The following is a 23547-nucleotide window of genomic DNA, read 5'->3' as shown; positions in this document are numbered from 1 at the left end:
CGTCACTCCTGCAACAACGTGCCAGGGTTCAGTCGCCCGGCCGGATCAAAGTGCCGACTCAGCGCCTGCAAAGTGTCCATCGCCAGCACACCTTTCTCGCGTAGCAGGTACGGCGCGTGGTCCTTGCCCACGCCATGCTGGTGGCTGATGGTGCCGTGGTTGTCGACGATGGTCTGGCTGGCCGCCTGCTTGAGTGCCTGCCAGCGCGCCAGGGTGGCGGGATAGTCCGCCGCCGGGCGAAACACATAGGTGGTGTAGATGCTCGACCCTTCACCGTAGACATGGGACAGGTGGGTGAAGACATGCACCCGCTCGCCTTCGGCCGCCAAGGCGTCGCGCAGGCTGTTTTCGATCAGTGTGAGGAGATTATCGACGTTGCTCCAGTCGGTGGCCGTTTCCAGGGTGTCCACCACGTAACCTGCGTTCCACAGGTTTTCGCGCAGGTAGGGAAAGCGAAAACGGTTCTGTGCCCACTTCTTTCCAAGCAAGGTGCCGGTAAACACCCCGCCGAACGACTTGAGGTGCTTGCGAGCCTGACTCAGGGACAGCGCGTTTTGTCGGCGATTACCGGTCACGCCGAACGTCAGCAGGCACTTGCCTTCACCGGCACCGCGCAGGGCCAGATACTTTTCCAGCCAGGCGATCTGCTGCGGGTGACCGGCCAGCGCCAGCTGGGTTTCGGTTTCCACGGCGTTGGACAAGCGCAGCATCGACAGCGGCACGCGCGCCTGGGCCAACTGGCGGATGGCTTGCAGTGCCTTGGTCCAATCGGGCAAAAACACCCCGTAGAAGCGTTCGTCGGCAGGCAGTGCGCTGACCCGCACCTTGACCTGGGAAATGACCCCGAACCGGCCCTCACAGCCCAACACTACCTCGCGCAGATCAGGACCGGCCGCCGAGGCCGGGAAGGTGGGAATTTCCAGCGGCCCGGCAAAGGTTTCCAGCGTGCCGCCGGCGAACAGTTGCTCGATGCGCCCGTAACGCAATGACTGCTGACCACTGGAACGACTGGCGACCCAACCGCCCAGAGTCGAGAGCTCCCATGACTGCGGAAAATGGCCCAGGGTGTAGCCACGGGCGCGCAACTGACTTTCTACTTGCGGCCCACTGGCGCCGGGGCCGAAAGTGGCCAGCAGGCTCTGTTCGTCGAGGTCCAGCAGGCGATTCATGCGCGCCAGCGAAATCGTGACCACCGGCCGCGCGGAGCTCGGTGGATTGATGTGCCCGGCCACCGAGGTGCCGCCGCCATAAGGGATCAGGCACAGGTCCTGCTCATGGGCGAGCGTCAGCAATTGGCGAATCTGTTCGGCGCTTTCGGGAAAGGCCACGGCGTCGGGATAATTGCCCAGCGCGCCTTCACGCAATGCCAGCCAGTCCGGCAGGCTCTGGCCCCGGGCATGCAGCAGACGATCATGGGCATCGACGCTGTACAAGGGGTGTTCCTGCAGCCGCGACTCCGGTACGCGGGCCATTGCCGCCTCGAGCGTTGCATCGGGCAGCGCTCGACCTTCACCTAGTCGCTGGGCGAGAAAGCTCGCGCCCTGGGCCGGCAGTTCGACCACCGTAGTTGCATCTCCCCAGCCGTTCCAGCGTCGCATGCGTGTGTCCTTTTACGGTTCTTGTCAGTGATATTTTTCAGGCCCCCATACTAGTGAGCCGTCCGAAAGTGTCACGGTCGCATCCGGCCAGTTCGAGTAGCCAATTGAGTCAAACGTCGAGCAGGCGTCAGCCATTTACTTTAGCCGTGGTTTCAAATTACCTTTCAGGGCATTCATCCGCGCACGCGGGCCTTGATCAAAGGAATACGATCATGCAATCCCTGGGCTTCACCTCAGTTCCGCCGCTGCTCAAGTACCTGCGTCATGCCGAACAACTGGGCATGGCCATCGAGCCTGCGTTGGCGGCGGCCGGGTTACAGGCACAGCAGTTGAGTGACAACAGCCTGCGGTTGCCGGGTGAAGCCCATGAACGCTTGCTCGATTATTTATGCGAACACTCGGGTGATCCGTTGTTCGGTCTCAACGCCGCGCATTTTGTGCTGCCCAACTCCTGGAGCGTGCTGGGTTACATCACCATGAACTGCGCGACACTGGGCGACGCCATGAGCCGCATCATGCCGTTCGAGAAGTTGGTGGGAGACATGGGCGTCAGCCGCGCCGAGGTACAAGGCAGCGAGGTGCACCTGATCTGGACATGCCGCCATCAACGCCCGCGAATTCGCCGGCACCTGGTGGAAAACGTGCTCGGGTCCTGGCTGCAATACGCGCGCTGGATCGCCGACACGCAAATGTCGCCGGCCGCCGTCTGGCTGGAGCATGCACGGCCGGCCGACACGACGCTGGCGCAGTACGAGCAGTTCTTCGACTGTCCGGTGCTGTTCGACCAGCCTTATTCGGCGCTGATTGTGCCGTTGCCGTATTTGCAGTTGCCCTTGCGCCAGGCCGATGCGCAATTGCTGCGCACCCTGGAAGAACATGCCATGGGCTTGATGGCGACCCTGGAGGATGCCTCGCTGCAACAGCGGGTGAAAAGCATCCTGCGAAAATTGCTCAAGGAAGGTCTGCCACGCAAGGAGCAGGTGGCCGAGCATCTCGCCGTGTCGGTGCGCACGCTGCAACGCCAGCTGCACCTGGCCGGTACTTCTTACCAGCAGATCCTCGACGACCTGCGCCAGGAGCTGGCCGAACATTACCTGCTCAACAGCAACCTGCCGATTCAGGACATCGCCCAGTACCTGGGTTTCACCGAACCCCGCTCGTTTCACCGCACGTTCAAGAGCCGACGCGGGGTACCGCCCGGGGAGTTTCGGCAGAGCCATCGGGTGCAGGGATGTGGTAGCGACTGAGTGATCCATGTTGTCACCAGGGTGCCCGCCCCCCCTCACCCCAGCCCTCTCCCGGAGGGAGAGGGAGCCGACCGTGAGATGCTCTGGATGTACATCGACCTGAAAATTTGGCTGTGAATCCAGAATCGACTTGATGCTGCAGGTCGGTCAGTACCTCCCTCAGGGAGAGGAGATCGACCGTCAGACACTCGGGATGAACATCGTTCTGACAATCCCGTTGTGAATCCATAATCGACTCGATGCTGCGGGTCGCCCAGTCCCTCCGTCAGGGAGAGGAGCCCGACGGTGAGGTATTCGGGATGTACATCGATCTGAAAATCCCGCTGTGAATCCATAATCGACTCGGTATTCCAGGTCGATGTATGACGCAAGACACCTCGGTCGGTCCCCTCTCCCTCTGGGAGAGGGCTAGGGTGAGGGGCTTTCAGGCTCAGAGACTGATCGCGTTAGTGAACACCAACCGATTGCCAAACGGGTCGGCAATGGTCATGTCCTGGCTGCCCCACGGCATGGCCTGAATCTGTGGATGGGCAAACCTGTACTCCTTGGCCAGCAGCAGCTGCTGAAACTTCTCCAGCTCATCCGTCTCGATCCGCAGCGCAGAACCCGGTGTGCTGTCGCCATGGTGTTCGGACAAGTGCAGCACACATTCGCCACGGGAGATTTGCAGGTACAGCGGGAAATTCGCTTCGAATCGATGTTGCCAGTCGATCTTGAACCCCAGGAAGTCGACGTAGAACTCCACTGCCTTGGCTTCATCGAAAATGCGCAGGATTGGAGTGGTTTTACCGAAGCTCATCGGGTTGCTCCCAGACAATGAAAGCCCGCAGTGTAGCCGGGCTTGATGTCAGCGAGTCGGCTTAAAAGCGCCATTCTTTAGTTGCAAAATGCCATCATTGTGACGCAACACTCGAATCATCACTGAAAACCGCCGCGCAAATCTCCCTCCCGCGCCAGGAACCGCCCTGCCCTGCTCCCGTTGGCCTGGCCGTCGCGGTAACTCAATATGCCGTTAACCCATACCCCTTCGATACCCTGCGCCGCCCGCTGCGGATCGCTGAAATCGGCAACGTCACGAACAGTCACCGGATCGAACAACACCAGATCAGCCCAATGACCTTCACGGATTTCACCCCGGCCCTTCAAGCCGAAGCGTGCCGCCGACAGACCGGTCATTTTGTGTACGGCGGTGTGCAATGGAAACAGTCCCACGTCGCGGCTGAAATGTCCGAGCACCCGTGGAAACGCGCCCCACAAACGTGGGTGGGGAAACGGGTCTTCCGGCAAACCGTCAGAGCCGACCATCGACAGCGGATGCGCAAGGATGCGGCGTACGTCCGCCTCGTCCATCCCGTAATACACAGCGCCCGCTGGTTGCAGCCGGCGAGCGGCATCGAGCAATGGCACAGTCCACTCGGCAGCGATGTCCATCAGGTCGCGGCCGCCCATTTCCTGGTGGGGCGTCGACCAGGTGATGGTAATGCGATGGGCATCGGTGACCTGCTTGAGGTCCAGGGTCGAAGAACTCGCGGCGTAGGGATAACAGTCGCAACCCACCGGGTGGTTTTTCGCCGCCTCTTCCAGCGACGCCAACAGCTGTGGACTGCGCCCCCAGTTACCGGCACCGGCACATTTGAGGTGGGAAATGATGACCGGGGCTTGCGCGTGACGGCCAATGCGGAACGCTTCGTCCATGGCCTCCAGCACGGGTTCGAATTCGCTGCGCAGGTGGGTGGTGTAGACCGCCCCGAATGCCGTCAATTCTTCCGTCAGTTGCATCACCTCATCGGTCGACGCCGAAAAGGCGCTGGCGTACGCCAGGCCTGTGGACAAGCCCAGCGCGCCGGCCTCCAGACTCTCGCGCAACTGACCGCGCATGGCCGCGATTTCTTGCGCGGTGGCGGTGCGAAACAGGTCGCCCAGGTGATTGCTGCGCAGCGCTGTGTGGCCAACCAGGGCCGCGACGTTCAACGTGGTGTTCGCCGCTTCAACCGCCGCGCGGTAGTCGCTGAAGGTCGGATAAACAAACGCGGCGGCGCTGCCGAGCAGGTTCATCGGGTCGGGGGGATCGCCGCGCAAAGTCACCGGCGAGGCGCTGATCCCGCAGTTGCCGACGACGACCGTGGTCACACCCTGGCTGAGCTTGGGCAGCATCTGCGGCTGACGGATGACCACTGTGTCATCGTGGGTGTGCACGTCGATGAAGCCGGGTGCCAGCACCTGGCCGGTGGCGTCGATTTCCTCGCTGGCGCGTGCATCGTGCAAGTCGCCAATGCGTTGAATGCGGCCGTTCAGGATCGCCACGTCGGCACGATAGCCAGGGCTGTTGCTGCCATCGATGACCAGAGCATTGCGAATCAGCGTGTCGTACTGCATGTCAGTCTCCCGGCGGCAAGTGATTGTCGCCCTCATACGGTTACTCAGTCGTGATGCACCCGGGCACGCTTGAGCAGCTTCTTGCAGCGCTCGGACAAATGCAGCACTCGCAGGTGCTTGCCGGCCCTGGTGTAGCGCTCGCGAAGGGTGTCCAGCGCGGCGATGGCCGAATAGTCGACAAAGCTCAGGTGCTGACAATCCAGGGTCACCTGCGCCGGGTCGTTGGCCGGATCGAAATGATTGAGGAACGGCGTGGTGGAGGCGAAGAAAAGCGTGCCGTGCACCCGGTACAGCTTGCTGCCGTCGCTCTCCAGATGACTGTCGGCGTAGAGCTGGCGGGCCTGCTGCCAGGCAAAATTCAGCGCCGCAATGATGATGCCGCACAGCACCGCCGTGGCCAGATCGGTGAATACCGTGACCACCGTGACCGCGATGATCACCAGCACATCATTGAGCGGCACCTTGTTCAGCACCCGCAGCGAGGCCCAGGCGAACGTCTGCTGCGACACCACGAACATCACCCCGACCAGCGCGGCCAACGGGATACGCTCGATCAGCGGCGACAGGAACAGGATGAACAGCAGAATCGACACCCCCGCGATTACGCCGGACAAGCGCCCGCGCCCCCCGGAACTGAGGTTGATCACGGTCTGGCCGATCATTGCACAACCGCCCATGCCACCGAACGCCCCGGACACCAGGTTCGCCGCCCCCAGCGCCACGCACTCGCGATCCGGGTAGCCCCGGCTCTCGGTGATTTCGTCGGTGAGGTTCAGGGTCAGCAGGGTTTCCAGCAGGCCGACCAGCGCCATCAGAATCGCGTACGGCGCGACGATGCGCAGGGTTTCCAGGTTCCACGGGATGTCCGGCAGGGCCAGGGTCGGCAAGCCGCCGGCAATGTGCGCCATATCGCCCAAGGTGCGGGTTGGCAGGCCGAGCAGATAAACCGCCAGGCCGACGCCGAGAATCGCCACCAGTGCCGGCGGAACGCTGCGGGTCAGGCGCGGCAGCACGTAGACAACAGCCATGGTCACCGCGACCAGGCCGATCATCATGTACAACGGCGTGCCGCTCAACCAGGCTTCACCGCTCTTGAAGTGTTCCAGTTGCGCCAGCGCAATGATGATCGCCAGGCCGTTGACGAAGCCGAGCATCACCGGATGCGGGACCATGCGCACCAGTTTGCCAAGCTTGAGCAGCCCGAACGCCATCATGATCAAGCCGCCCAGCAACACCGTGGCCAGCAAATATTGCACGCCGTGCTGCACCACCAGCGCGACGATCACCACCGCCATCGACCCGGCCGCCCCGGAAATCATGCCCGGCCGCCCGCCGAACAGCGCGGTGAGGGTGCAAATGATGAATGCGCCGTAGAGCCCCATCAGCGGATTGAGGTGAGCCACCAGGGCAAACGCGATGCATTCGGGCAGCAGGGCGAACGAAGTGGTGAGTCCGGCCAGTACATCGGCGCGTAGACGTTTTGCTTTCATGTGGGGAACCGCACGCAGGAGTAGCGAGAAAAGATTGTGCGGATGTTACGGAATTGCGGATGGCCCGGCCAGTTCAAGCGCCTGCACAAATGCCATCGCGAGCAAGCCCACAGTGGGTTTTCGTCGTACACAAAATATGTGGCCTGCGATGATCAATTGTGGGAGCGAGCCTGCTCGCGATGAACAATGACGCGGTCTAAAGCGAACTCAAAGCACGCCCTGGAAATCGGCGTTGGCATATTCCGCCAACTTGCCCTGGATAAAGTCCAGGAAGCACTGAATGCGCAGGGCCAGTTGCGAGTTGCGGTAGTACACCGCGTTGATTGGCTGGCGATAACCACTGTTGAACCCGCCCAGCAGCACTTTCAGACGCCCGGCACGAATGTCTCCAATGGTCATGTAGTGCGACAGACTGGCGATGCCCTGGCCTTCCAGCGCCAGATGGCGAATGGTCTCGCCGCTGGAGGCGCTGATCGAAGCCTGGATCGGCCAGCGGTCACCATGAACATAACGCAGGGGCCATTGGTTGAGGCCTTCGTTCTGAGTGAACCCGAGCAGCGTATGGTTGGCAAGATCGGCCACGGCAGTCGGCGTACCGTGGGCCTTCAGGTAAGCCGGGCTGGCAACGATATGCAGCGGGCTGCACCCCAGGGAGCGGGCATGCAGGGTGGAGTCGGTCAGGGTGCCGATACGGATGGCGATGTCGGTGCTCTGTTCCAGCAGATCGATAATCAGGTCGTTGCTGTTGAGTTCGAGCTGGATGTCCGGGTAGAGCCTGCGGAACTCATCGATGTAGGGCACGATGGCATGCAGCATGAAGGGGGAAGCGGCGTTGATCCGCAGACGGCCGGACGGTGTTTGCTGGCGGGAGGACAGGCGTTCTTCGAGTTCATCCATCTGATCGAGAATCAGCTTGGCGTGTTCGAAGAAATACCTGCCCTCCTCGGTCAGGTCCATGCGCCGCGTGGTGCGGTTGATCAACGTGGTTTCGAGCTTGGCTTCCAGCCGCGACAGCGTGCGGCTGATCGCCGAAGGCGTTTGCCCGACCTGCTCGGCCGCCGCAGAAATCGACCCGCATTCAATCACGCAGACGAATATCTGCAACTCATCGGATCTGGCTTTCACGTGTGTCCCTTATCGATAGCCCTGTGGCGAGGGGGCTTGCCCCCGTTGGTGCGCGAAGCGGACCCAAAACCGTTAAAAGCGGTGTTTCATATGAACCGCGTTCACCGAATCTACGACGGCTTCACCGCCGAACGGGGCGGTGCGGCGGTCCGACAAGCCCCCTCGCCACAAAACGCCCCATGCGACAGGAGCAATAGAAGTCGATAGTAGCCTGAAACGCTTAGGCGGACAGGCCAAACACCTCGGTCAAATGCTGCTCATACCGCGCCACATCCGCTTCGATGTTCGGGCGTTTCATCACATCGACACACAGGAACGTCGGCAAACCGCTCATGCCAAGGAACTCGTTGGCCTTGTGGAACGGGAAGTACACCGCGTCCACGCCCTTGGCTTCGAAGAAGTCGGTCGGATCGTCGAAGGCTTGCTGCGGTGCGTTCCAGGTCAACGACAGCATGTACTGCTTGCCCTGGATCAAGCCGCCGCTGCCGTACTTCTGCGATGCGTCGGAACGGGTGCGGCCATCGCTGGCATACAGGCTGCCATGGCCTTCGGTGAAGACTTCGTCCACATACTTCTTCACGGTCCACGGCGCGCCCATCCACCAGCCCGGCATCTGATAAATGATCACGTCGGCCCAGAGGAATTTGGCCACTTCTTCGGCGACGTCGTAACCCTCGTCGATAAAGGTGGTTTTAACGTCCATACCACCGCGGTCCAGCACGCTCAGCGCGGCTTCATGCAGGGTAGCGTTGTAGCGACCATCGGAATGGGCGAATTTCTTGCCACCATTGAGCAACAGGACTTTTTTCATGGAAGGTCTCACAAGGTCTGGAATTCGATGGCGGCAGAGTATCGATCCGACTCGCGCGGAATAAGGCAGGGACGAGCAAATATCATTTGACCAAAACGCACGAATCGACCGGCGATTGTTGCAATACAATCGCCTCCAATTCAGACGTTGAGGACATTTTGATGAGTGAAATCCAAGGCTTCATCCTGCACGCCAAGACCCGCCCGGAAAAATCCGACGCCTTCGAAGCGTTTTTCAGCGGACACGTGGAAGCGAGCCGCGCCGAGCCCGGTTGCATTGAGTACCACATGCTGCGCGACAAGCAGGACCCGACGCTGTTTATCTTCTATGAGATCTGGCAATCCCAGGCGCACCTGGATGTGCACTCCAACCTGCCGCACATGAAGCAGTTCCTCGAACAGCGTGATCAATACCTGGAACGGGATTTCGACATTCGTGCCATCGAGATGATCAGCCCGTCGTCCGCTAGCCGCTGATCAACAAATGGCCGCCGAGCAAGCCCAGGCCAATGAAGAACACCCGTTTGAACAGCACGGCGCTGATCCGCTGGCGCAGCCATTGCCCCAGCCACATCCCGAGCACCGCCGGAATCAGCGCCAGCAGCGACGCACTCAACTCGCCGCCACCGAGGGCGCCACGCCATAACAGCCCGGCGGCCAGGGCGAGTGTCGAGACGGTGAACGACAGGCCCAGCGCCTGCACCAGTTCGTCCTTGCTCAACCCCAGTGCTTGCAGATAGGGCACCGCCGGAATCACGAACACGCCGGTGGCCGAGGTGATGACGCCCGTCACCACACCGCACACAGGCCCGAGCCAGCGCTCATGGCGAGCGTCGACACGCAGGGTCGGCAGGAACAAACCGCTCAGCGCATAGAGCAGCAGCGCTGCCCCCAATCCCCGCACCACCCAGTGCCCGCCCGCCATGCCGATCCAAAGTGTCCCCGCCCCCGTGCCAATGAAAATCGCCAGCAGCATCGGCCACAGTCGCTTGACCAGCCCGCGCAGATGCCCGCCGAAGGCCAGTTGCCAGACGTTGGTCAGGGTCGCCGGAATGATCAACAAGGCGGCAGCCTGCGATGGAGCCATAGCCAGACCGAGCAGCCCCATGGCGATGGTCGGCAGGCCGAGACCGATCACGCCCTTGATCATGCCGGCCAGTACAAAGGTGCCGATAACCAACAGCGAAAGGGCCAATCCGAGATTCTGATAAAACGCCGAGAGTGTATTCATGGGGCTATGGTGAGCCCGCGGGGATTGATTGAAAATCTGCCATATACTTAGGCTGCCTCTTGTTTATACAGAGGCTTGCATATTTGGTGTTGCTGCTGGCCCCTTCGCGAGCAAGCCCGCTCCCACATGGGATTTGTGTCGTTCACAGATCCACTGTGGGAGCGGGCTTGCTCGCGAAGGCGTCCGTGCAGACAACACACCTCTTGAGGCTGTACCAATGCACTTCGACCTGACCGACCTGCGCCTCTACCTGCACATCCTCGACACCGGCAACATCACCGCCGGCGCCGCGCGCAGTCATCTATCACTGGCAGCGGCGAGTGCGCGAATCCGCGCGATGGAAGCGTCACTTGGCACTGATTTCCTGCAACGCGGCCGTCGCGGGGTAACGCCGACGCCTGCCGGCAAAGCCCTGGCACAGCACGCCCGGGGCCTGCTGCAACAAGCCGAAAACATGCAGCAGGACCTCGCCGAATATGCAAAAGGCGTCAAAGGCCAGGTACGGTTGCTGTGCAACACTACGGCGATCACCGAATACCTGCCGGAATTGCTCGGCGATTTCCTGCGCGAGCACCCCAACCTCGACATCGACCTGCAGGAATTGCCCAGCACGCGCATCACCCACGCCTTGCGCCAGGGTGCAGCAGACCTCGGTATCGTCTCCGATGCGGTGGACGCCCAGAGCCTCCAGACCTTGCCCTTTCGCGACGATCCGCTGGTGCTGATCATGCCGCCCGGGCATCCCCTGGCCGCCGGCAAACCGCCGGGTTTCAGCGATACCTTGCAGCACGATTACGTGGGACTGGCCGCCAATAGCGCACTGGCGGTGTACCTCGAAGAACAGGCGTTGCACGCAGGTATGCGCATGCAGATCCGCATCCGTGCGGAAGGCTTCGACGGGGTGATTCGCATGGTCGCTCGCGGTGCCGGGCTGGCCATCGTGCCGCGGGCGGCGATCCAGCGCCGGGTACTGGATCAACCGCTCAAAAGCTTCCCGTTGAAGGAGGACTGGGCACAGCGAAAATTACTGCTGTGCGCCCGTTCATTCACTGGTCTGCCCGGCTATGCCAGAGCGCTGCTCGAAGCCTTGCGCACTGAGTGAGGCCGGCTTTGGCTTTCTGAAAAACAGACCATAGACCACCGTCAGCAGAACCAGGAACGGCACGCCGAACACCAGGGTCATCTTGAAGGCCTCGGTGAAGTAGGTGGTGATCATCACCGCACCCATCAGCACCAACCCCAGCAATGTCGTGTAAGGAAACAGGCGCATGCGGAACGACAGTTTACGTTCGCCGTGGCGCTGGTGATAACGGCGGAAACAGTAGTGGGTCAGGAAGATCATGAACCAGGTGAAGATGGCGCCGAACATGGAGATCGCCATCATCAGGGTGAACGAACTTTCCGGGTACAGGATGTTGAGCAACGTCGCCAGGGCAATGCCCGAGCTCGACAACAACAGGGCATTGAGCGGAATCCCGGTCTTGCTCAACTTGCCCATGGACTTGGGTGCGTAACCGCCACGGGACAGGCTGAACATCATGCGCGTGGTGATGTACAACTGGCTGTTCATCGCCGACAGCGCGGCGATCAGGATCACGAAATTCATCACCCCGGTGGCGCCGGGAATGCCGATGGCCTGCATGACGGTGACAAAAGGGCTCTGCGCGTGACCGGCCTGCACCCACGGCACGATCGCCAGCATCAGGGCCAGGGTCAACAGGTAGAACACCACCAGCCGCACGATGGTCGCGCGAAAGGCTTTCTTCACCGCTTGTTCCGGGTCCTGCGCCTCACCGGCGGCCACCGCGATCATCTCCACGCTCAGGTAGCTGAAGATCGACACGATGACCGCGATCCACATGCCTTGCAGGCCATTGGGAAAAAAGCCGCCGTGACTGGTGTAGTTGTGCACACCATATTCCGGGTTGCCGGAACCGAACACCACATACACCGCGAGAATGATGAAGCCGGCAATCGCGCCGATCTTGATGGTCGAGAACCAGTATTCGAAAGTGCCAAACGTCTTCACACTGATGGCATTGAGCACAATCAGCACACTGGAGAACGAGATGATCCACACCCACTCCGGCACGTTGGCAAACCAGTACTTCATGTACATCGCCACCGCCGTCACTTCCGTACCGACCGCCAGCACGATCGCTGCCCAATAGGCATAACGCACCAGGAACCCGGCCAGGGGGCTGACATAAAATTCGGCGTAGGCACCGAACGAACCGGAGGTCGAATGGGCCACGGTCATTTCCGCCAGGCAACCCATCAGCAGCAAGGTGATGATCGCGCCGATGGCGTAGCTGAGCAGCACGCTCGGCCCGGCATAGCCAATCGCGTAGGCACTGCCCATGAACAGTCCGGTGCCAATCGCACCGCCAATGGCGATCATGCTCATCTGCCCGGACGTCAGCTGACGCCGCAGACCCTGTTCACGGTTGGATATCGTTTCAAAACCGGCGTTATCGGTCATTTTTATGTCCTCTGAATATTGTCTTTCTTGAAGAGCACGTCTTGGTTTTTACGGTGGGGATCAGCCACGCACAGCAGCACACGGATCAGAAAATACTCAGTGGATACTCGATGATGACGCGCACTTCGTTGTTGTCCGTGGTATCAGCCCGGGCCACTTGGGCGGTCGAACGCACACTGGCCTGGCGTACCCGCACCGAGAGGTCCCTGGCCTTGCCCGACTGCACGACGTAGCGCGCTTCGATGTCACGTTCCCAGCGCTTGCCGTCATCGCCGTAGCGCCCATAGGCGCCGTTGGGACCGCCGTCGTAATGGCTGTCGTCGATATGGTCACCGCTGACGTAGCGCGACATGAAGCTCAGGCCCGGCACGCCGAACGGCGCCATGTCCAGGTCATAACGCAGTTGCCATGAGCGTTCGTTGGGGGCGTTGAAGTCGAGCACCTGAACCGAGTTGGCGAGGAAAATCGACGTGCCCGGCTGCTGGTCGAAACCCAGGTAATCGAACGGTTCATTGCCATCGACCTGTTGATACGCCAGGGTCAATCGATGGGCGCCGAACTTGTACGCGCCGGCCAGCGACCAGGTGGTGTTGTCGATCTTGCCGGCATGGCGCTGGCCATCGTCGAGGGTGCGGTAAATATTGAAATCCAGGTTCAGCGACTGGCCTTCGCTGAGGATAAAGGTGTAATTGCTGTTGGCGTAGTACTGCCGCCAGATATCGGTGAACTGCGAACCGTACAGGCTGACGCTCAGTTGATCGTTCAGGGCGTAACTGCCGCCCAGATAATCGACGCTGCGGGTTTCCACGCCAGCGTACAGCGCTTTGAGTGCGCCATCGGCGTTGGTCGAATTGCTGTCGTTGCCGGCGGTGAAATGACCGATGTCCAGATGCAAGGCCTTGAGTTCATTGCTGGTCAGCTGAAAACCGGTGGCCACGCTGGTGAACAGTCGTGCATTACCAGTACCGAACACAGGGTTGAGTGGGGTCAGGTTGCCGTACTTGAGTTCGGTCCGGGATATCCGCGCCTTCACCGCGCCACCCGCTTCGGAATACTCGTCCTCGGGGTTACCATCGGAATCGACGGGCAGCAAGCCCGTGCCCGTGCGTCCCTTGCCACTGTCGAGCTTGATGCCCAATTGCGCGTAGGCATCGACCCCGAACCCTACGGTTCCCTGGGTGTACCCGGAGCGGTAATCGAGCATGATCCCGTGAGCCCATTCATCCCGATAATTCTGCCCGCCAAGGTTGTTGAGGTTGTTGCGATAAAAATAGAAGTTACGGTTGGTCAGGGTCAGGCTGCTGTCTTCGACGAAGCCGTTGCCTGCGTCGGCATAGGCCATTTGCCCGAGGCAACTGCTGATGGCCAACGGCAAGGCGGGCCAGAGGGAGAGTCTCATTCTGCGTGCTCCTTATTATTGTGATTGCACAGAACTCTTGTTGGACGGCGGCCGAAGCCCTGCTGCGCGCAAAAAACGGCAGCCGGACGTCGACATCGCAAGTATCAGGTGACGCTGTGGCGGACCTGGAATCGCGTTTGCGCCCAGGTTTTCTCATCGAGAATCTCGCCAAGGATCTGCACCGCATCCCAAACCTCGGTGAAGGTCGTGTATAGCGGGGTAAAGCCGAAACGCATGATCCGCGGCTCGCGGTAGTCACCAATCACACCCCGCTCGATCAGGGCCTGGATCACCGCATAACCTTCAGGGTGTTCGAAGCTGACGTGGCTGCCACGCTTGGCGTGCTCGCGCGGAGTGATCAGCTTCAATTCGTGAGCTGCGCAACGCTGTTCTACCAACTCGATAAACAGGTCGGTCAAGGCCAGGGATTTGCGGCGCAGGCTGGCCATGTCAGTCTGGGCGAACACGTCCAGCCCGCACTCGACCATTGCCAATGAGGTAATCGGCTGGGTGCCGCACAGATAACGGGCAATGCCGCTGCTCGGCTCGTAGCGAGACTCCATTGCAAACTGCCGCGAATGGCCGAACCAGCCCGACAGCGGCTGCGGCACCAGATCGCACAATTTTGGCGACACCCAGACAAACGCCTGGGAACCCGGACCGCCATTGAGGTACTTGTAGGTGCAGCCGATGGCGTAGTCGGCGCCCGCCTGATGCAGGTCGACAGGCACCGCGCCAGCGGAATGCGCCAGGTCCCAGATGGCCAGCGCCCCACACTCGTGGGTCAGAGCCGTGAGGGCCTGCATGTCGTGCATGTAGCCCGTCTTGTAATTGACGTGGGTGAGCATCACCACCGCCGTGTCCTGGTCAATCGCTTGCGGCAACTCTTGCGGGCTGTCGACCAGGCGCAATGTGTAGCCCTGCTGCAGCATGTCGGCCAGACCTTCGGCGATGTACAGGTCTGTGGGGAAGTTACTGGCTTCGGTCACGATCACCCGTCGAGTTGGCGAACGTGTGGCCTGCACGCGCAACGCAGCGCTGAGCACTTTGAACAGGTTGATCGAGGTGGTATCGGTCACCACCACTTCGCCGTCGCGGGCACCAATAAGCCCGGCCAATCGGTTACCCAGACGCTCGGAAAGATCGCGCCAACCGGCACTGTTCCAGCTGCGGATCAGGCCATTGCCCCACTCCTGGGCGATCACCTCCTGAGCACGCGCCAACGCCGCGACGGGGCGTGCGCCCAGCGAATTGCCATCGAGATAAATCACACCGTCGGGTAGCGCAAACTGCTGGCGTAGCGGCGCGAGAGTGTCCTGGGCATCAAGCTCCAGGCAATCGTTTCTTGTTGTCATCGGGTGTCCTGTTCTTTGAAGGTCGTAGCGTTTTTACGGGCGTTTCCGGCCCTTTTCCGTGGAGAGATAATGAACGATGACTTGCAGAATTTTCGTGCAAAGTAAGCGGCCATAGGGTAGTTGTTTCGCATAAAATTCGAATACAACTCCTATAAACGCGGATTTACACCAGCCATGAATCTCGACTCGACAGACCTGCGAATCCTCCATCAACTGCAACAGGATGGCCGTATCAGCAACCAGGAACTGGCAGAGAAAGTCGCCCTGTCGCCGTCGGCCTGTCTACGCCGATTGCGCCTGCTGGAAAGCGAGGGAATCATCTGTGGCTATCGCGCCGTGCTGAATGCCGAGCGGCTGGGAATCGAGCTGGAAGCCATCGTCCATGTGTCATTGCGACAGGACATCGAGGACTGGCACGAGACCTTTATCAAGAAGGTCCAGTCGTGGCCGGAAGTGGTCACCGCGTACGTGATTACGGGCGCGAGCAACTATGTGTTGCGGGTCCAGGCGCGCAACCTCAAACACTTCTCCGATTTCATCGTCAATCACTTGAACCGCACGGCGGGGGTCACTGATATCCGCTCGGAAATAGTCCTGCAGAAAATCAAGGAGCGCGACGAGTTGCTGGACCTGGTGGTGCGCAAGTAAGGGAGCAACGCACTGCCAAACCTGTGGGAGCGGGCTTGCTCGCGAAGAGGGAGTGTCAGTTGACACCAATGTTCACTGGACCTGCGCATTCGCGAGCAAGCCCGCTCCCACAGGGTTCGCTCAGAAGCCCCGCATGCGCCGGGCTTCATTGCGCTGCAAGGTCATACTTGGGGATTCGTCGAACAGCTTGCGGTACTCGGCGGAAAAACGCCCCAGATGGGTGAAGCCCCAGCCCATGGCGATTTCGGAAATATTGCGCACCGAGCCGTGCTCGAGGATCTCCTGGCGCACGCCGTTCAAGCGGTATTTTTTCAGGTAGACCATTGGCGACAGAGCGAAGTACTTCTTGAACGCCTCGAACAGCTTGAAGCGCGAAACCCCGGCAGCGAGCTCGATGTCCTCCAGATGCAAAGCCTCGCGAGCATTGTCGTGAATGTATTGCCGAGCCCGGATCAGGTAATGGGGCAACTTCACGCCCAGCACCTCCCGCAACTCCTCTGAATAATTATTCGGCTGAGCGAGGATCAGGCCTTTGATGAGCGAGCTCTCAATATCCCGGGTGAACGCCACTTGCTCGTACAGCTCGCTGCTGCGTTCCAGCTCGGTGATGAAATAACGCGCCATACGCCACCACGAGGCCGACGCACCATCGACCGCATCCATCACCGGCTCGAAGCGCAGCGGCGCGTCCAGCGGCCGCTGCAGCAGGCCTTGCAGGGACTCGCTCATGGCGACGCGGGTGATCACCACCTGGACCTTGCGGCAGTCGCCGGAGATCGCCAGCAGCTGGTTTTCATTCGGGGAAATAATCACGCCTTGGTCGCGGTCAGATCTCAGCACACTGCCGTTCTTGCTCAACTCCTGCTCGCCCACCAGGGGCAAGCTCAGGCTGTAACTGCTGAAGTGCTCGGCGTCTTCGATATCGATGGTGACATCGGTGCCGTACTCGATGGTGCCCAAGGTCGTGGCCATCGACTTGAACATGTTGGCGCTGTGATGGAAGCGGATCCGCTCGGGCGTCGTGCTCACGAGTCGATGCGGCCCGCAAATACCGGACATCCAGTTTCTCGCGGCCTCAAGATCATCGCTGTCGACACGAATGTCGCGACACTGCGGATCGGTTTTGCTGTTCATCACGGTGCACCCACAGGCTATTTTTCAGCGCGCTCTGACGGCGCGTCTCAGGCGTGGAGAAGGCAAGTTCCAAGCCATGAAACCCCGGCGCCAACCAAGTGGATAGCAATCCTCGACTATGCGGATAAAACAGCCGATGAACGCCCCCCAACAGGCACTCGAGGTTGTGCGAAACAGTACCTCATTGTTGCAAACAGGGGCAGCCGTTCATCGTTTGATGCGCGGTTTGGGTAGTCGCTGCACAGCTTGATACCCCGCGCGTGTTACCCCACAAATTATACGGACTGCCTTCGCCGACAAACCGGATAGACCCCCACCCGCCCCACTCCCTCTAATGCGCACACCGATTAGCCCCAATACAAAAACAGGTACACCCCCATGAGTGGCGAAAAAAACGTCGAGCAGTGGAAAGCGTTTATTGAAGGCTGCCTGGACTTCCGTCCGGTAGATGGTGTGTTCCGCATTGCCCGTGACATGTTCACCGAGCCGCAGTTGTTCGACCTGGAGATGGAACTGATCTTCGAGAAGAACTGGATCTACGCCTGCCATGAAAGCGAGCTGGCCAATAACCACGACTTTGTCACCATGCGCGCCGGCCGTCAGCCGATGATCATCACCCGCGACGGCGAGGGTCAGCTCAACGCACTGATCAACGCCTGCCAGCATCGGGGCACAACCCTGACCCGCGTCGGCAAGGGCAACCAGTCGACATTCACCTGCCCGTTCCATGCATGGTGCTACAAGAGCGACGGGCGCCTGGTGAAGGTCAAGGCGCCTGGCGAATATCCGGAAGGCTTCGACAAGGCGACACGCGGCCTGAAAAAAGCCCGCATCCAGAGCTATAAGGGTTTCGTGTTCATCAGCCTCGATGTGCACGCCGACAACAGCCTGGAAGACTTCCTCGGCGACGCCAAGGTGTTCTTCGACATGATGGTCGCCCAATCGCCCACCGGTGAGCTGGAAGTGCTGCCCGGCAAGTCGGCCTACACCTACGATGGCAACTGGAAACTGCAGAACGAAAACGGTCTCGACGGCTATCACGTCAGCACCGTGCACTACAACTATGTGGCCACGGTGCAGCATCGCCAGCAGGTCAACAGCGAGAACGGCACCGGCAACGGCAGTACCCTGGACTACAGCAAGCTCGGTGCCGGCGATGCCAATACCGATGACGGCTGGTTCGCCTTCAACAACGGACACAGTGTGTTGTTCAGTGACATGCCGAACCCGACGGTACGCTCGGGCTATGCCACCATCATGCCGCGACTGGTCGAAGAACACGGCCAGGAAAAGGCCGAATGGATGATGCATCGCCTGCGCAACCTGAACATCTATCCGAGCCTGTTTTTCCTCGACCAGATCAGCTCGCAACTGCGCATCATTCGCCCGGTGGCCTGGAACAAGACCGAGATCATCAGCCAGTGCATCGGGGTTAAAAACGAGTCGGACGCCGACCGCGAAAACCGCATTCGCCAGTTCGAGGATTTCTTCAACGTGTCGGGCCTGGGCACTCCGGACGACCTGGTGGAATTCCGTGAAGCCCAGCGCGGTTTCCAGGCGCGCCTGGAGCGCTGGAGCGACATTTCCCGTGGCAATCATCAATGGGCCACCGGCGCCACGCCCAACAGCAAGGCGATCGGCATTGCCCCGGCCATGACCGGCACCGAATTCACCCACGAAGGGCTTTACGTCAACCAGCACGGCAACTGGCAGAAATTCCTGCTCGACGGCCTGGACGCGAAATCCCTGAAACTCCGTGAGGTGCAATGATGAATGCGCAATTGCAGTACCAGATCGAACAGTTTTTCTACCGCAAATCCGAATTGTGCGACGCCCAGGACTGGGACGCCTACATCAAGCTGTTCGACGAGCAGAGTGAATTCCACCTGCCGCAATGGGACTCGGAACACGTCTACACCCGCGACCCCAAACGCGAAATGTCGCTGATCTACTACCCCAACCGTTCCGGCCTGGAAGATCGCGTGTTCCGCCTGCGCACCGGCAAGTCCGCGTCCTCGACGCCGATGCCGCGCACCCTGCATTTGATCAACAACGTGCGGATCAGCGAACTCGAGGGCGGTGAACTGGAGGTGCGCCTGAACTGGCACACGTTGTTCTATCGCCTGGCTACCTCCGAGCAGTTCTATGGCCGCGCGACCTACCGGCTCAAGCCTCACGCCGACAGCTGGCTGATCAGCCGCAAGCATGTGCTGCTGCTTAACGACACCATCAACTCGGTACTCGACTTCTACCACCTCTGAGCCCCAGGAGACCGAGGCATGAATCATAAAGTAGCGTTCAGCTTTGCCGACGGAAAAACCCTGTTCTTTCCCGTACAACCCAACGAAATCCTGCTCGACGCCGCCCTGCGCAACGGCATCAACATTCCCCTGGATTGCCGCGAAGGCGTCTGCGGCACCTGTCAGGGGCGCTGTGAATCGGGTGACTACAGCCAGGATTACGTCGACGAGGAGGCGCTCTCGAGCCTGGACCTGCAGCAGCGCAAGATGCTCACCTGCCAGACCCGGGTCAAATCCGATGCGGCGTTCTATTTCGACTTCGCTTCCAGCCTGTGCAACGCCTCGGGTCCGGCACAACTGAGCGCGAAGGTGACCGACGTCAGGCAGATTTCTGCCAGCACCGCGATCCTGCACCTGGACCTCGGTACGACCACCCCGCTGGATTTTCTGCCGGGGCAGTACGCCCGTTTGTCGATTCCCGGGACCGACAGCAAGCGTTCCTATTCGTTTGCCAATCGGCCGAGTGAACACAATCAACTGCAATTTCTGATTCGCCTGTTGCCCGACGGCGTCATGAGCAACTACATCCGTGAACGCTGTCAGGTGGGCGACGAAATCATGCTGGAGGCCCCTCTGGGTGCCTTCTATCTGCGGCATGTGGCCAAACCGCTGATCCTGGTGGCGGGCGGAACCGGACTGTCGGCACTGCTGGGCATGCTCGACGACCTCGCCGAACGCGCTTGCGCGCAGCCGGTGCACCTGTACTACGGCGTGCGCGACGCTGCCGACCTGTGCGAACGCGCACGCATCGAGGCCTACGCCGAACGCCTTCCGGGGTTTCGCTACACCGAAGTGGTCAGCGACCCTTCGCCGCAGTGGAAGGGCAAGCGCGGCTACATTGCCGAGCATTTCGACCTCAGCGAATTGCGCGACGCGCCGGTCGACATGTACGTCTGCGGGCCACCGCCGATGGTCGAGTCGATCAAGGACTGGTTGCAGACCCAGGCACTGGACAGCGTTCACCTGTATTACGAAAAGTTCACCGAGAGTAATATCTGATCTTTCAAATCAGGCCTGACAACAATAACCAGAAGGGATCGAGATGGCGGATGAAATCTTGCAACAGGGAACGCTCAAGCGGGGGTTGAAGAATCGGCATATTCAACTGATCGCCCTGGGCGGGGCGATTGGCACCGGGCTGTTCCTCGGCTCTGCGGGCGTACTCAAGTCGGCCGGGCCGTCGATGATCCTCGGTTATGCGATTGCCGGGTTCATCGCCTTCCTGATCATGCGCCAGTTGGGCGAGATGATTGTCGAAGAGCCGGTGGCCGGTTCCTTCAGTCACTTCGCCCACAAGTACTGGAGCGGTTATGCCGGCTTCCTCTCCGGCTGGAATTACTGGGTGCTGTACGTGCTGGTGGGCATGGCCGAGCTGACGGCCGTGGGCAAGTACGTGCAGTTCTGGTGGCCCGAGATCCCGACCTGGGTCAGCGCCGCGGTGTTCTTCGTGCTGGTCAATCTGATCAACACGATGAACGTCAAAGTCTTCGGCGAGATGGAGTTCTGGTTCGCGATCATCAAGGTCGTGGCAATCATCGGCATGATCGTCCTGGGCTGCTACATGCTGTTCAGCGGCACCGGCGGGCCGCAGGCGTCGATCAGCAACCTGTGGAGCCACGGCGGGTTCTTCCCCAACGGTACTACCGGTTTGCTGATGTCGATGGCGTTCATCATGTTCTCCTTCGGCGGCCTGGAACTGGTCGGCATCACGGCCGCAGAGGCCAGCGAACCGAGGAAGGTGATTCCCAAGGCGATCAACCAGGTGGTGTATCGCGTGTTGATCTTCTACGTCGGCGCACTCACCGTGCTGCTGTCGCTGTACCCCTGGGATCAACTGCTGCAGACCCTCGGCGCGTCCGGCGATGCCTACGGTGGCAGCCCGTTCGTACAGATCTTCTCGCTGATCGGCAGCGACACCGCCGCGCACATCCTCAACTTCGTGGTGCTCACCGCGGCGCTTTCGGTCTACAACAGCGGCGTCTACTGCAACAGCCGCATGCTCTACGGCCTGGCCGAACAGGGCGACGCACCAAAGTCGCTGATGAAACTGAACAAACAGGGCGTGCCACTGCGGGCGCTGGGCATCTCGGCGCTGATCACCATGCTGTCGGTGCTGGTCAACTACCTGGCGCCCCATGAAGCGCTGGAGTTGTTGTTCGCCCTGGTGGTCGCCTCGTTGATGATCAACTGGACGCTGATCAGCCTGACCCACCTGAAGTTTCGCAAAAGCATGGGCCAGCAAGGCATCGTTCCGGGCTTCAAGTCGTTCTGGTTTCCCTACAGCAACTACCTGTGCCTGGCGTTCATGGCCATGATCATCTGCGTGATGTGGATGATTCCGGGCATTCGCGCCTCGGTCATCGCCATCCCGGTGTGGGTGGTGATCATCTACCTGTTCTACCGGATACGTGTGGCGCGCGATCGCGGCTTGCCCGTCGCTGAATAATCCAACGCGCAACAAAAAGCCCCGGCATTCATGGAATACCGGGGCTTTTTCATGCGCTTGCCCTGTAGGAGCGAGCATGCTCGCGATGAACCTGAGAGCGCCGCGGGGTGTCAGGTTTCCCGCGTTATCGTTGGCCTCCATCGCGAGCATGCTCGCTCCTACAGGGATATAAACGGTCTCAAGGGATCGGCATTCTTGTTTCTGTGTTTCCCTGTCAGATCAAAGGGTCGAACGCACTCGCCAGAGTTCCGGGAACAGTACGGTATCGAGCATCTTGCGCAGATAACCCACCCCTTCAGTGCCGCCAGTGCCAGGCTGGAAGCCGATGATCCGCTCGACCGTGGTGACGTGGCGGAAGCGCCACTGGCGGAACGAGTCTTCGAGATCGATGAACTTCTCGGCCAGTTGGTAGAGATCCCAATAACGCGTCGGATCCTTGTAGACCACGCGCCAGGCCGCCTCGACCGAGGCGTCATGCTGCGTCGGGGCGCTCGGATCACGCTCGAAACGCTGCGAGTCGATCGCCAGTCCGGCGTTGGCCATCAAGCGTATGGCTTCGTCATACAGCGAAGGGGTGGCGATGGCTTTTTCCAGTTCCTGCAACAGCTCCGGCCGATGGGCGTGGGGGCGCAACAGCGTAGCGCTCTTGTTGCCGAGGATGAACTCGATTTCCCGGTACTGGAACGACTGGAAGCCCGACGATTGCCCCAGGAAAGGCCTGATCGAGTGATACTCGGTGGGCGTCATGGTGGCCAGCACCGTCCACGCATGCACCAGCTGGTCGAAGATCCGCGAAACCCGCGCCAGCATCTTGAACGCCGGCGCCAACTCACCCAGCCGAACGTGTTCGCGGGCGGCCTTGAGCTCGTGCAGCATCAGCTTCATCCACAGTTCGGAGGTCTGGTGCTGGATGATGAACAGCATCTCGTTGTGGTCCGGCGACAACGGGTGCTGGGCACTGAGAATACGCCCCAGGTCCAGATAGTCGCCGTAGCTCATGGAGTCGGCAAAATTCAGCTCGGCGTTATGCCACTCCGCTGTTTGATTGCCAGGCGAATACGGACATTGGCTCATTGAGCAGGCTCCTCATGTGGCGATGAATTCAGTGGACGCAAGATAGCCCTGACCGGGCTGGCGTCGAGGTTGGCAAAGCGCAGCGGCAGCGCGATCAACTCGTAGTCCCCTTCCGGGACGTCATCGAGCACGATGCCTTCGAGAATGGCCATGCCGTGCCGCGCCACGGCGTTGTGCGCATCCATGGTCTTGGATTGCTGCGGGTCCAGCGACGGCGTGTCGATACCGATCAGGCGCACGCCGAGACTGGCGAGCAGGTCGACGGTGTCTTTGCCGACCGCTGTGAATTCGGGGTCCCAGGCGGTCAGCGGCGCCTGTTGATAGGTACGTAGCAGCACGCGTTCGGGCAGGTTGGCCAAGCGACCTTGCAGTTGCCCGGGTTGCACCAGCCCATCGCTGTCCAGGCAATGCAGCACCCGGCAAGGCCCGATATAGACATCGAGCGACACTTCGCCAATGGCCGCGCCGTCTGCGCTGTAGTGCAACGGTGCGTCGACATGGGCGCCAGTGTGCGGCGACAGCGTGATGCGCCCGACATTCACCGGGCATTCAGGCCCCAGCGTCCAGACGCGTTCTTCCTGAAACGGTGTATCTCCCGGCCAGGTGGGTGTTGCGGTACTCAAGGGCGGGCTGATGTCCCACCACGACATTGTTTTTTTCATTGCACAGCTCTCGGCCTTTTCCGATGTGAATGATACGAGCGATACCTGTGCATGTTCTTGCAAAAACGCTCGGAAAAGCCCGGAGCTTTCGCACGAACTGCCAGATACCGGCGGTTTATCGAGTGGAAATTTCAATGAGGCCACAGCCGGTACCCGGCATCGAGCGAGTG

Annotated in this window: 21 protein-coding genes; 8 read left to right on the top strand and 13 right to left on the bottom strand. The window is 60.4% G+C overall.

Annotated elements, in window-relative coordinates; all coding sequences use genetic code 11:
* Window positions 1–2: 2 nt before the first annotated feature.
* Window positions 3–1598 carry an FAD-binding oxidoreductase gene (locus KW839_RS21945; protein WP_218425478.1) on the bottom strand — a complete coding sequence of 532 codons (1596 nt, stop codon included), beginning with the start codon at window positions 1596–1598 and terminating at the stop codon, window positions 3–5.
* Window positions 1599–1810: 212 nt separating this feature from the next.
* On the opposite strand from KW839_RS21945, the gene KW839_RS21940 reads away from it, so the two are divergent.
* Window positions 1811–2845: an AraC family transcriptional regulator gene (locus KW839_RS21940; RefSeq protein ID WP_218425477.1), complete on the top strand. Its 1035-nt coding sequence runs from the start codon at window positions 1811–1813 to the stop codon at window positions 2843–2845.
* Between the two features lie 430 nt (window positions 2846–3275).
* On the opposite strand, the gene KW839_RS21935 is transcribed toward KW839_RS21940, so the two are convergent.
* The 5 genes from KW839_RS21935 to KW839_RS21915 all read right to left on the bottom strand — a co-directional run bounded on the left by KW839_RS21935 (window position 3276) and on the right by KW839_RS21915 (window position 8647).
* A complete protein-coding gene (locus KW839_RS21935) occupies window positions 3276–3644 on the bottom strand; it encodes a glyoxalase superfamily protein (protein ID WP_218425476.1) in 369 nt (122 codons plus the stop codon).
* Between the two features lie 119 nt (window positions 3645–3763).
* Window positions 3764–5221, bottom strand: a complete 1458-nt coding sequence (locus tag KW839_RS21930; protein ID WP_218425475.1) for an amidohydrolase family protein — start codon at window positions 5219–5221, stop codon at window positions 3764–3766.
* Between the two features lie 44 nt (window positions 5222–5265).
* The gene (locus KW839_RS21925) at window positions 5266–6711 is read right to left on the bottom strand and encodes a SulP family inorganic anion transporter (protein WP_218425474.1); all 1446 of its coding nucleotides are present in this window, start codon (window positions 6709–6711) and stop codon (window positions 5266–5268) included.
* Between the two features lie 207 nt (window positions 6712–6918).
* Complete coding sequence (locus KW839_RS21920) at window positions 6919–7836, bottom strand: LysR family transcriptional regulator (protein WP_218425473.1); 918 nt, start codon at window positions 7834–7836, stop codon at window positions 6919–6921.
* 220 nt (window positions 7837–8056) lie between these two features.
* Window positions 8057–8647 carry an NAD(P)H-dependent oxidoreductase gene (locus KW839_RS21915; RefSeq protein ID WP_060541153.1) on the bottom strand — a complete coding sequence of 197 codons (591 nt, stop codon included), beginning with the start codon at window positions 8645–8647 and terminating at the stop codon, window positions 8057–8059.
* Between the two features lie 161 nt (window positions 8648–8808).
* Here KW839_RS21915 and KW839_RS21910 point away from each other — a divergent pair, with 161 nt between their 5' ends.
* Window positions 8809–9123, top strand: coding sequence for a putative quinol monooxygenase (locus tag KW839_RS21910; protein WP_218425472.1), 315 nt, complete (start codon window positions 8809–8811; stop codon window positions 9121–9123).
* On the opposite strand, the gene KW839_RS21905 is transcribed toward KW839_RS21910, so the two are convergent.
* Window positions 9113–9877, bottom strand: coding sequence for a sulfite exporter TauE/SafE family protein (locus KW839_RS21905; protein ID WP_218425471.1), 765 nt, complete (start codon window positions 9875–9877; stop codon window positions 9113–9115). The genes KW839_RS21910 and KW839_RS21905 overlap by 11 nt on opposite strands.
* 217 nt (window positions 9878–10094) lie before the next feature.
* Here KW839_RS21905 and KW839_RS21900 point away from each other — a divergent pair, with 217 nt between their 5' ends.
* Window positions 10095–10979 carry a LysR substrate-binding domain-containing protein gene (locus tag KW839_RS21900; RefSeq protein WP_218425470.1) on the top strand — a complete coding sequence of 295 codons (885 nt, stop codon included), beginning with the start codon at window positions 10095–10097 and terminating at the stop codon, window positions 10977–10979.
* On the opposite strand, the gene KW839_RS21895 is transcribed toward KW839_RS21900, so the two are convergent.
* The 3 genes from KW839_RS21895 to kynU form a co-directional block, all read right to left on the bottom strand.
* A complete protein-coding gene (locus KW839_RS21895) occupies window positions 10920–12359 on the bottom strand; it encodes an amino acid permease (RefSeq protein WP_218425469.1) in 1440 nt (479 codons plus the stop codon). The two genes, KW839_RS21900 and KW839_RS21895, sit on opposite strands and share 60 nt — an antisense overlap.
* Window positions 12360–12444: 85 nt before the next feature.
* Window positions 12445–13758, bottom strand: coding sequence for an OprD family porin (locus KW839_RS21890; RefSeq protein ID WP_218425468.1), 1314 nt, complete (start codon window positions 13756–13758; stop codon window positions 12445–12447).
* A gap of 104 nt (window positions 13759–13862) precedes the next feature.
* Complete coding sequence (kynU, locus tag KW839_RS21885) at window positions 13863–15113, bottom strand: kynureninase (protein ID WP_218425467.1); 1251 nt, start codon at window positions 15111–15113, stop codon at window positions 13863–13865.
* 174 nt (window positions 15114–15287) lie between these two features.
* Here kynU and KW839_RS21880 point away from each other — a divergent pair, with 174 nt between their 5' ends.
* The gene (locus tag KW839_RS21880; RefSeq protein WP_060541146.1) at window positions 15288–15761 is read left to right on the top strand and encodes an Lrp/AsnC family transcriptional regulator; all 474 of its coding nucleotides are present in this window, start codon (window positions 15288–15290) and stop codon (window positions 15759–15761) included.
* A gap of 120 nt (window positions 15762–15881) precedes the next feature.
* Here the strand turns inward: KW839_RS21880 and KW839_RS21875 are convergent, their stop codons facing one another.
* Window positions 15882–16895 (bottom strand): helix-turn-helix domain-containing protein, encoded by a 1014-nt coding sequence (locus KW839_RS21875; protein ID WP_060541145.1) that lies wholly within the window; start codon window positions 16893–16895, stop codon window positions 15882–15884.
* 378 nt (window positions 16896–17273) lie between these two features.
* Here KW839_RS21875 and antA point away from each other — a divergent pair, with 378 nt between their 5' ends.
* The 4 genes from antA to KW839_RS21855 are packed head-to-tail and all read left to right on the top strand — an operon-like array spanning window position 17274 to window position 21641.
* Window positions 17274–18665 carry an anthranilate 1,2-dioxygenase large subunit gene (gene antA, locus KW839_RS21870; protein WP_218425466.1) on the top strand — a complete coding sequence of 464 codons (1392 nt, stop codon included), beginning with the start codon at window positions 17274–17276 and terminating at the stop codon, window positions 18663–18665.
* The gene (antB, locus tag KW839_RS21865; protein WP_060541143.1) at window positions 18665–19156 is read left to right on the top strand and encodes an anthranilate 1,2-dioxygenase small subunit; all 492 of its coding nucleotides are present in this window, start codon (window positions 18665–18667) and stop codon (window positions 19154–19156) included. Before antA ends, antB begins: the two co-directional genes overlap by 1 nt.
* Window positions 19157–19174: 18 nt before the next feature.
* Entirely contained in the window at window positions 19175–20194 is a 1020-nt protein-coding gene (gene antC, locus KW839_RS21860) for an anthranilate 1,2-dioxygenase electron transfer component AntC (protein WP_218425465.1), read from the top strand.
* Between the two features lie 43 nt (window positions 20195–20237).
* Window positions 20238–21641: an amino acid permease gene (locus KW839_RS21855; protein WP_060541141.1), complete on the top strand. Its 1404-nt coding sequence runs from the start codon at window positions 20238–20240 to the stop codon at window positions 21639–21641.
* 219 nt (window positions 21642–21860) lie between these two features.
* On the opposite strand, the gene kynA is transcribed toward KW839_RS21855, so the two are convergent.
* Together kynA and kynB are read right to left on the bottom strand one after the other, a co-directional pair.
* Window positions 21861–22715 carry a tryptophan 2,3-dioxygenase gene (gene kynA / locus KW839_RS21850; RefSeq protein WP_218425464.1) on the bottom strand — a complete coding sequence of 285 codons (855 nt, stop codon included), beginning with the start codon at window positions 22713–22715 and terminating at the stop codon, window positions 21861–21863.
* Complete coding sequence (gene kynB, locus KW839_RS21845) at window positions 22712–23377, bottom strand: arylformamidase (protein WP_060541954.1); 666 nt, start codon at window positions 23375–23377, stop codon at window positions 22712–22714. The genes kynA and kynB overlap by 4 nt, the downstream gene beginning before the upstream one ends.
* Window positions 23378–23547 lie beyond the last annotated feature (170 nt).

It is taken from the genome of Pseudomonas sp. PDM31 (genome assembly GCF_019218965.1).
Taxonomy (GTDB): Bacteria; Pseudomonadota; Gammaproteobacteria; order Pseudomonadales; family Pseudomonadaceae; genus Aquipseudomonas.
This window is presented reverse-complemented; position numbering and strand designations above follow the sequence as displayed.

Excerpts from the sequence above, each read along its gene's own strand:
- KW839_RS21945 (WP_218425478.1), bottom strand. The coding sequence starts at position 1,598 with ATGCGACGCTGGAACGGCTGGGGAGATGCAACTACGGTGGTCGAACTG.
- KW839_RS21940 (WP_218425477.1), top strand. The coding sequence starts at position 1,811 with ATGCAATCCCTGGGCTTCACCTCAGTTCCGCCGCTGCTCAAGTACCTG.
- KW839_RS21935 (WP_218425476.1), bottom strand. The coding sequence starts at position 3,644 with ATGAGCTTCGGTAAAACCACTCCAATCCTGCGCATTTTCGATGAAGCC.
- KW839_RS21930 (WP_218425475.1), bottom strand. The coding sequence starts at position 5,221 with ATGCAGTACGACACGCTGATTCGCAATGCTCTGGTCATCGATGGCAGC.
- KW839_RS21925 (WP_218425474.1), bottom strand. The coding sequence starts at position 6,711 with ATGAAAGCAAAACGTCTACGCGCCGATGTACTGGCCGGACTCACCACT.
- KW839_RS21915 (WP_060541153.1), bottom strand. The coding sequence starts at position 8,647 with ATGAAAAAAGTCCTGTTGCTCAATGGTGGCAAGAAATTCGCCCATTCC.
- KW839_RS21910 (WP_218425472.1), top strand. The coding sequence starts at position 8,809 with ATGAGTGAAATCCAAGGCTTCATCCTGCACGCCAAGACCCGCCCGGAA.
- KW839_RS21905 (WP_218425471.1), bottom strand. The coding sequence starts at position 9,877 with ATGAATACACTCTCGGCGTTTTATCAGAATCTCGGATTGGCCCTTTCG.
- KW839_RS21900 (WP_218425470.1), top strand. The coding sequence starts at position 10,095 with ATGCACTTCGACCTGACCGACCTGCGCCTCTACCTGCACATCCTCGAC.
- KW839_RS21895 (WP_218425469.1), bottom strand. The coding sequence starts at position 12,359 with ATGACCGATAACGCCGGTTTTGAAACGATATCCAACCGTGAACAGGGT.
- KW839_RS21890 (WP_218425468.1), bottom strand. The coding sequence starts at position 13,758 with ATGAGACTCTCCCTCTGGCCCGCCTTGCCGTTGGCCATCAGCAGTTGC.
- kynU (WP_218425467.1), bottom strand. The coding sequence starts at position 15,113 with ATGACAACAAGAAACGATTGCCTGGAGCTTGATGCCCAGGACACTCTC.
- KW839_RS21880 (WP_060541146.1), top strand. The coding sequence starts at position 15,288 with ATGAATCTCGACTCGACAGACCTGCGAATCCTCCATCAACTGCAACAG.
- KW839_RS21875 (WP_060541145.1), bottom strand. The coding sequence starts at position 16,895 with ATGAACAGCAAAACCGATCCGCAGTGTCGCGACATTCGTGTCGACAGC.
- antA (WP_218425466.1), top strand. The coding sequence starts at position 17,274 with ATGAGTGGCGAAAAAAACGTCGAGCAGTGGAAAGCGTTTATTGAAGGC.
- antB (WP_060541143.1), top strand. The coding sequence starts at position 18,665 with ATGAATGCGCAATTGCAGTACCAGATCGAACAGTTTTTCTACCGCAAA.
- antC (WP_218425465.1), top strand. The coding sequence starts at position 19,175 with ATGAATCATAAAGTAGCGTTCAGCTTTGCCGACGGAAAAACCCTGTTC.
- KW839_RS21855 (WP_060541141.1), top strand. The coding sequence starts at position 20,238 with ATGGCGGATGAAATCTTGCAACAGGGAACGCTCAAGCGGGGGTTGAAG.
- kynA (WP_218425464.1), bottom strand. The coding sequence starts at position 22,715 with ATGAGCCAATGTCCGTATTCGCCTGGCAATCAAACAGCGGAGTGGCAT.
- kynB (WP_060541954.1), bottom strand. The coding sequence starts at position 23,377 with ATGAAAAAAACAATGTCGTGGTGGGACATCAGCCCGCCCTTGAGTACC.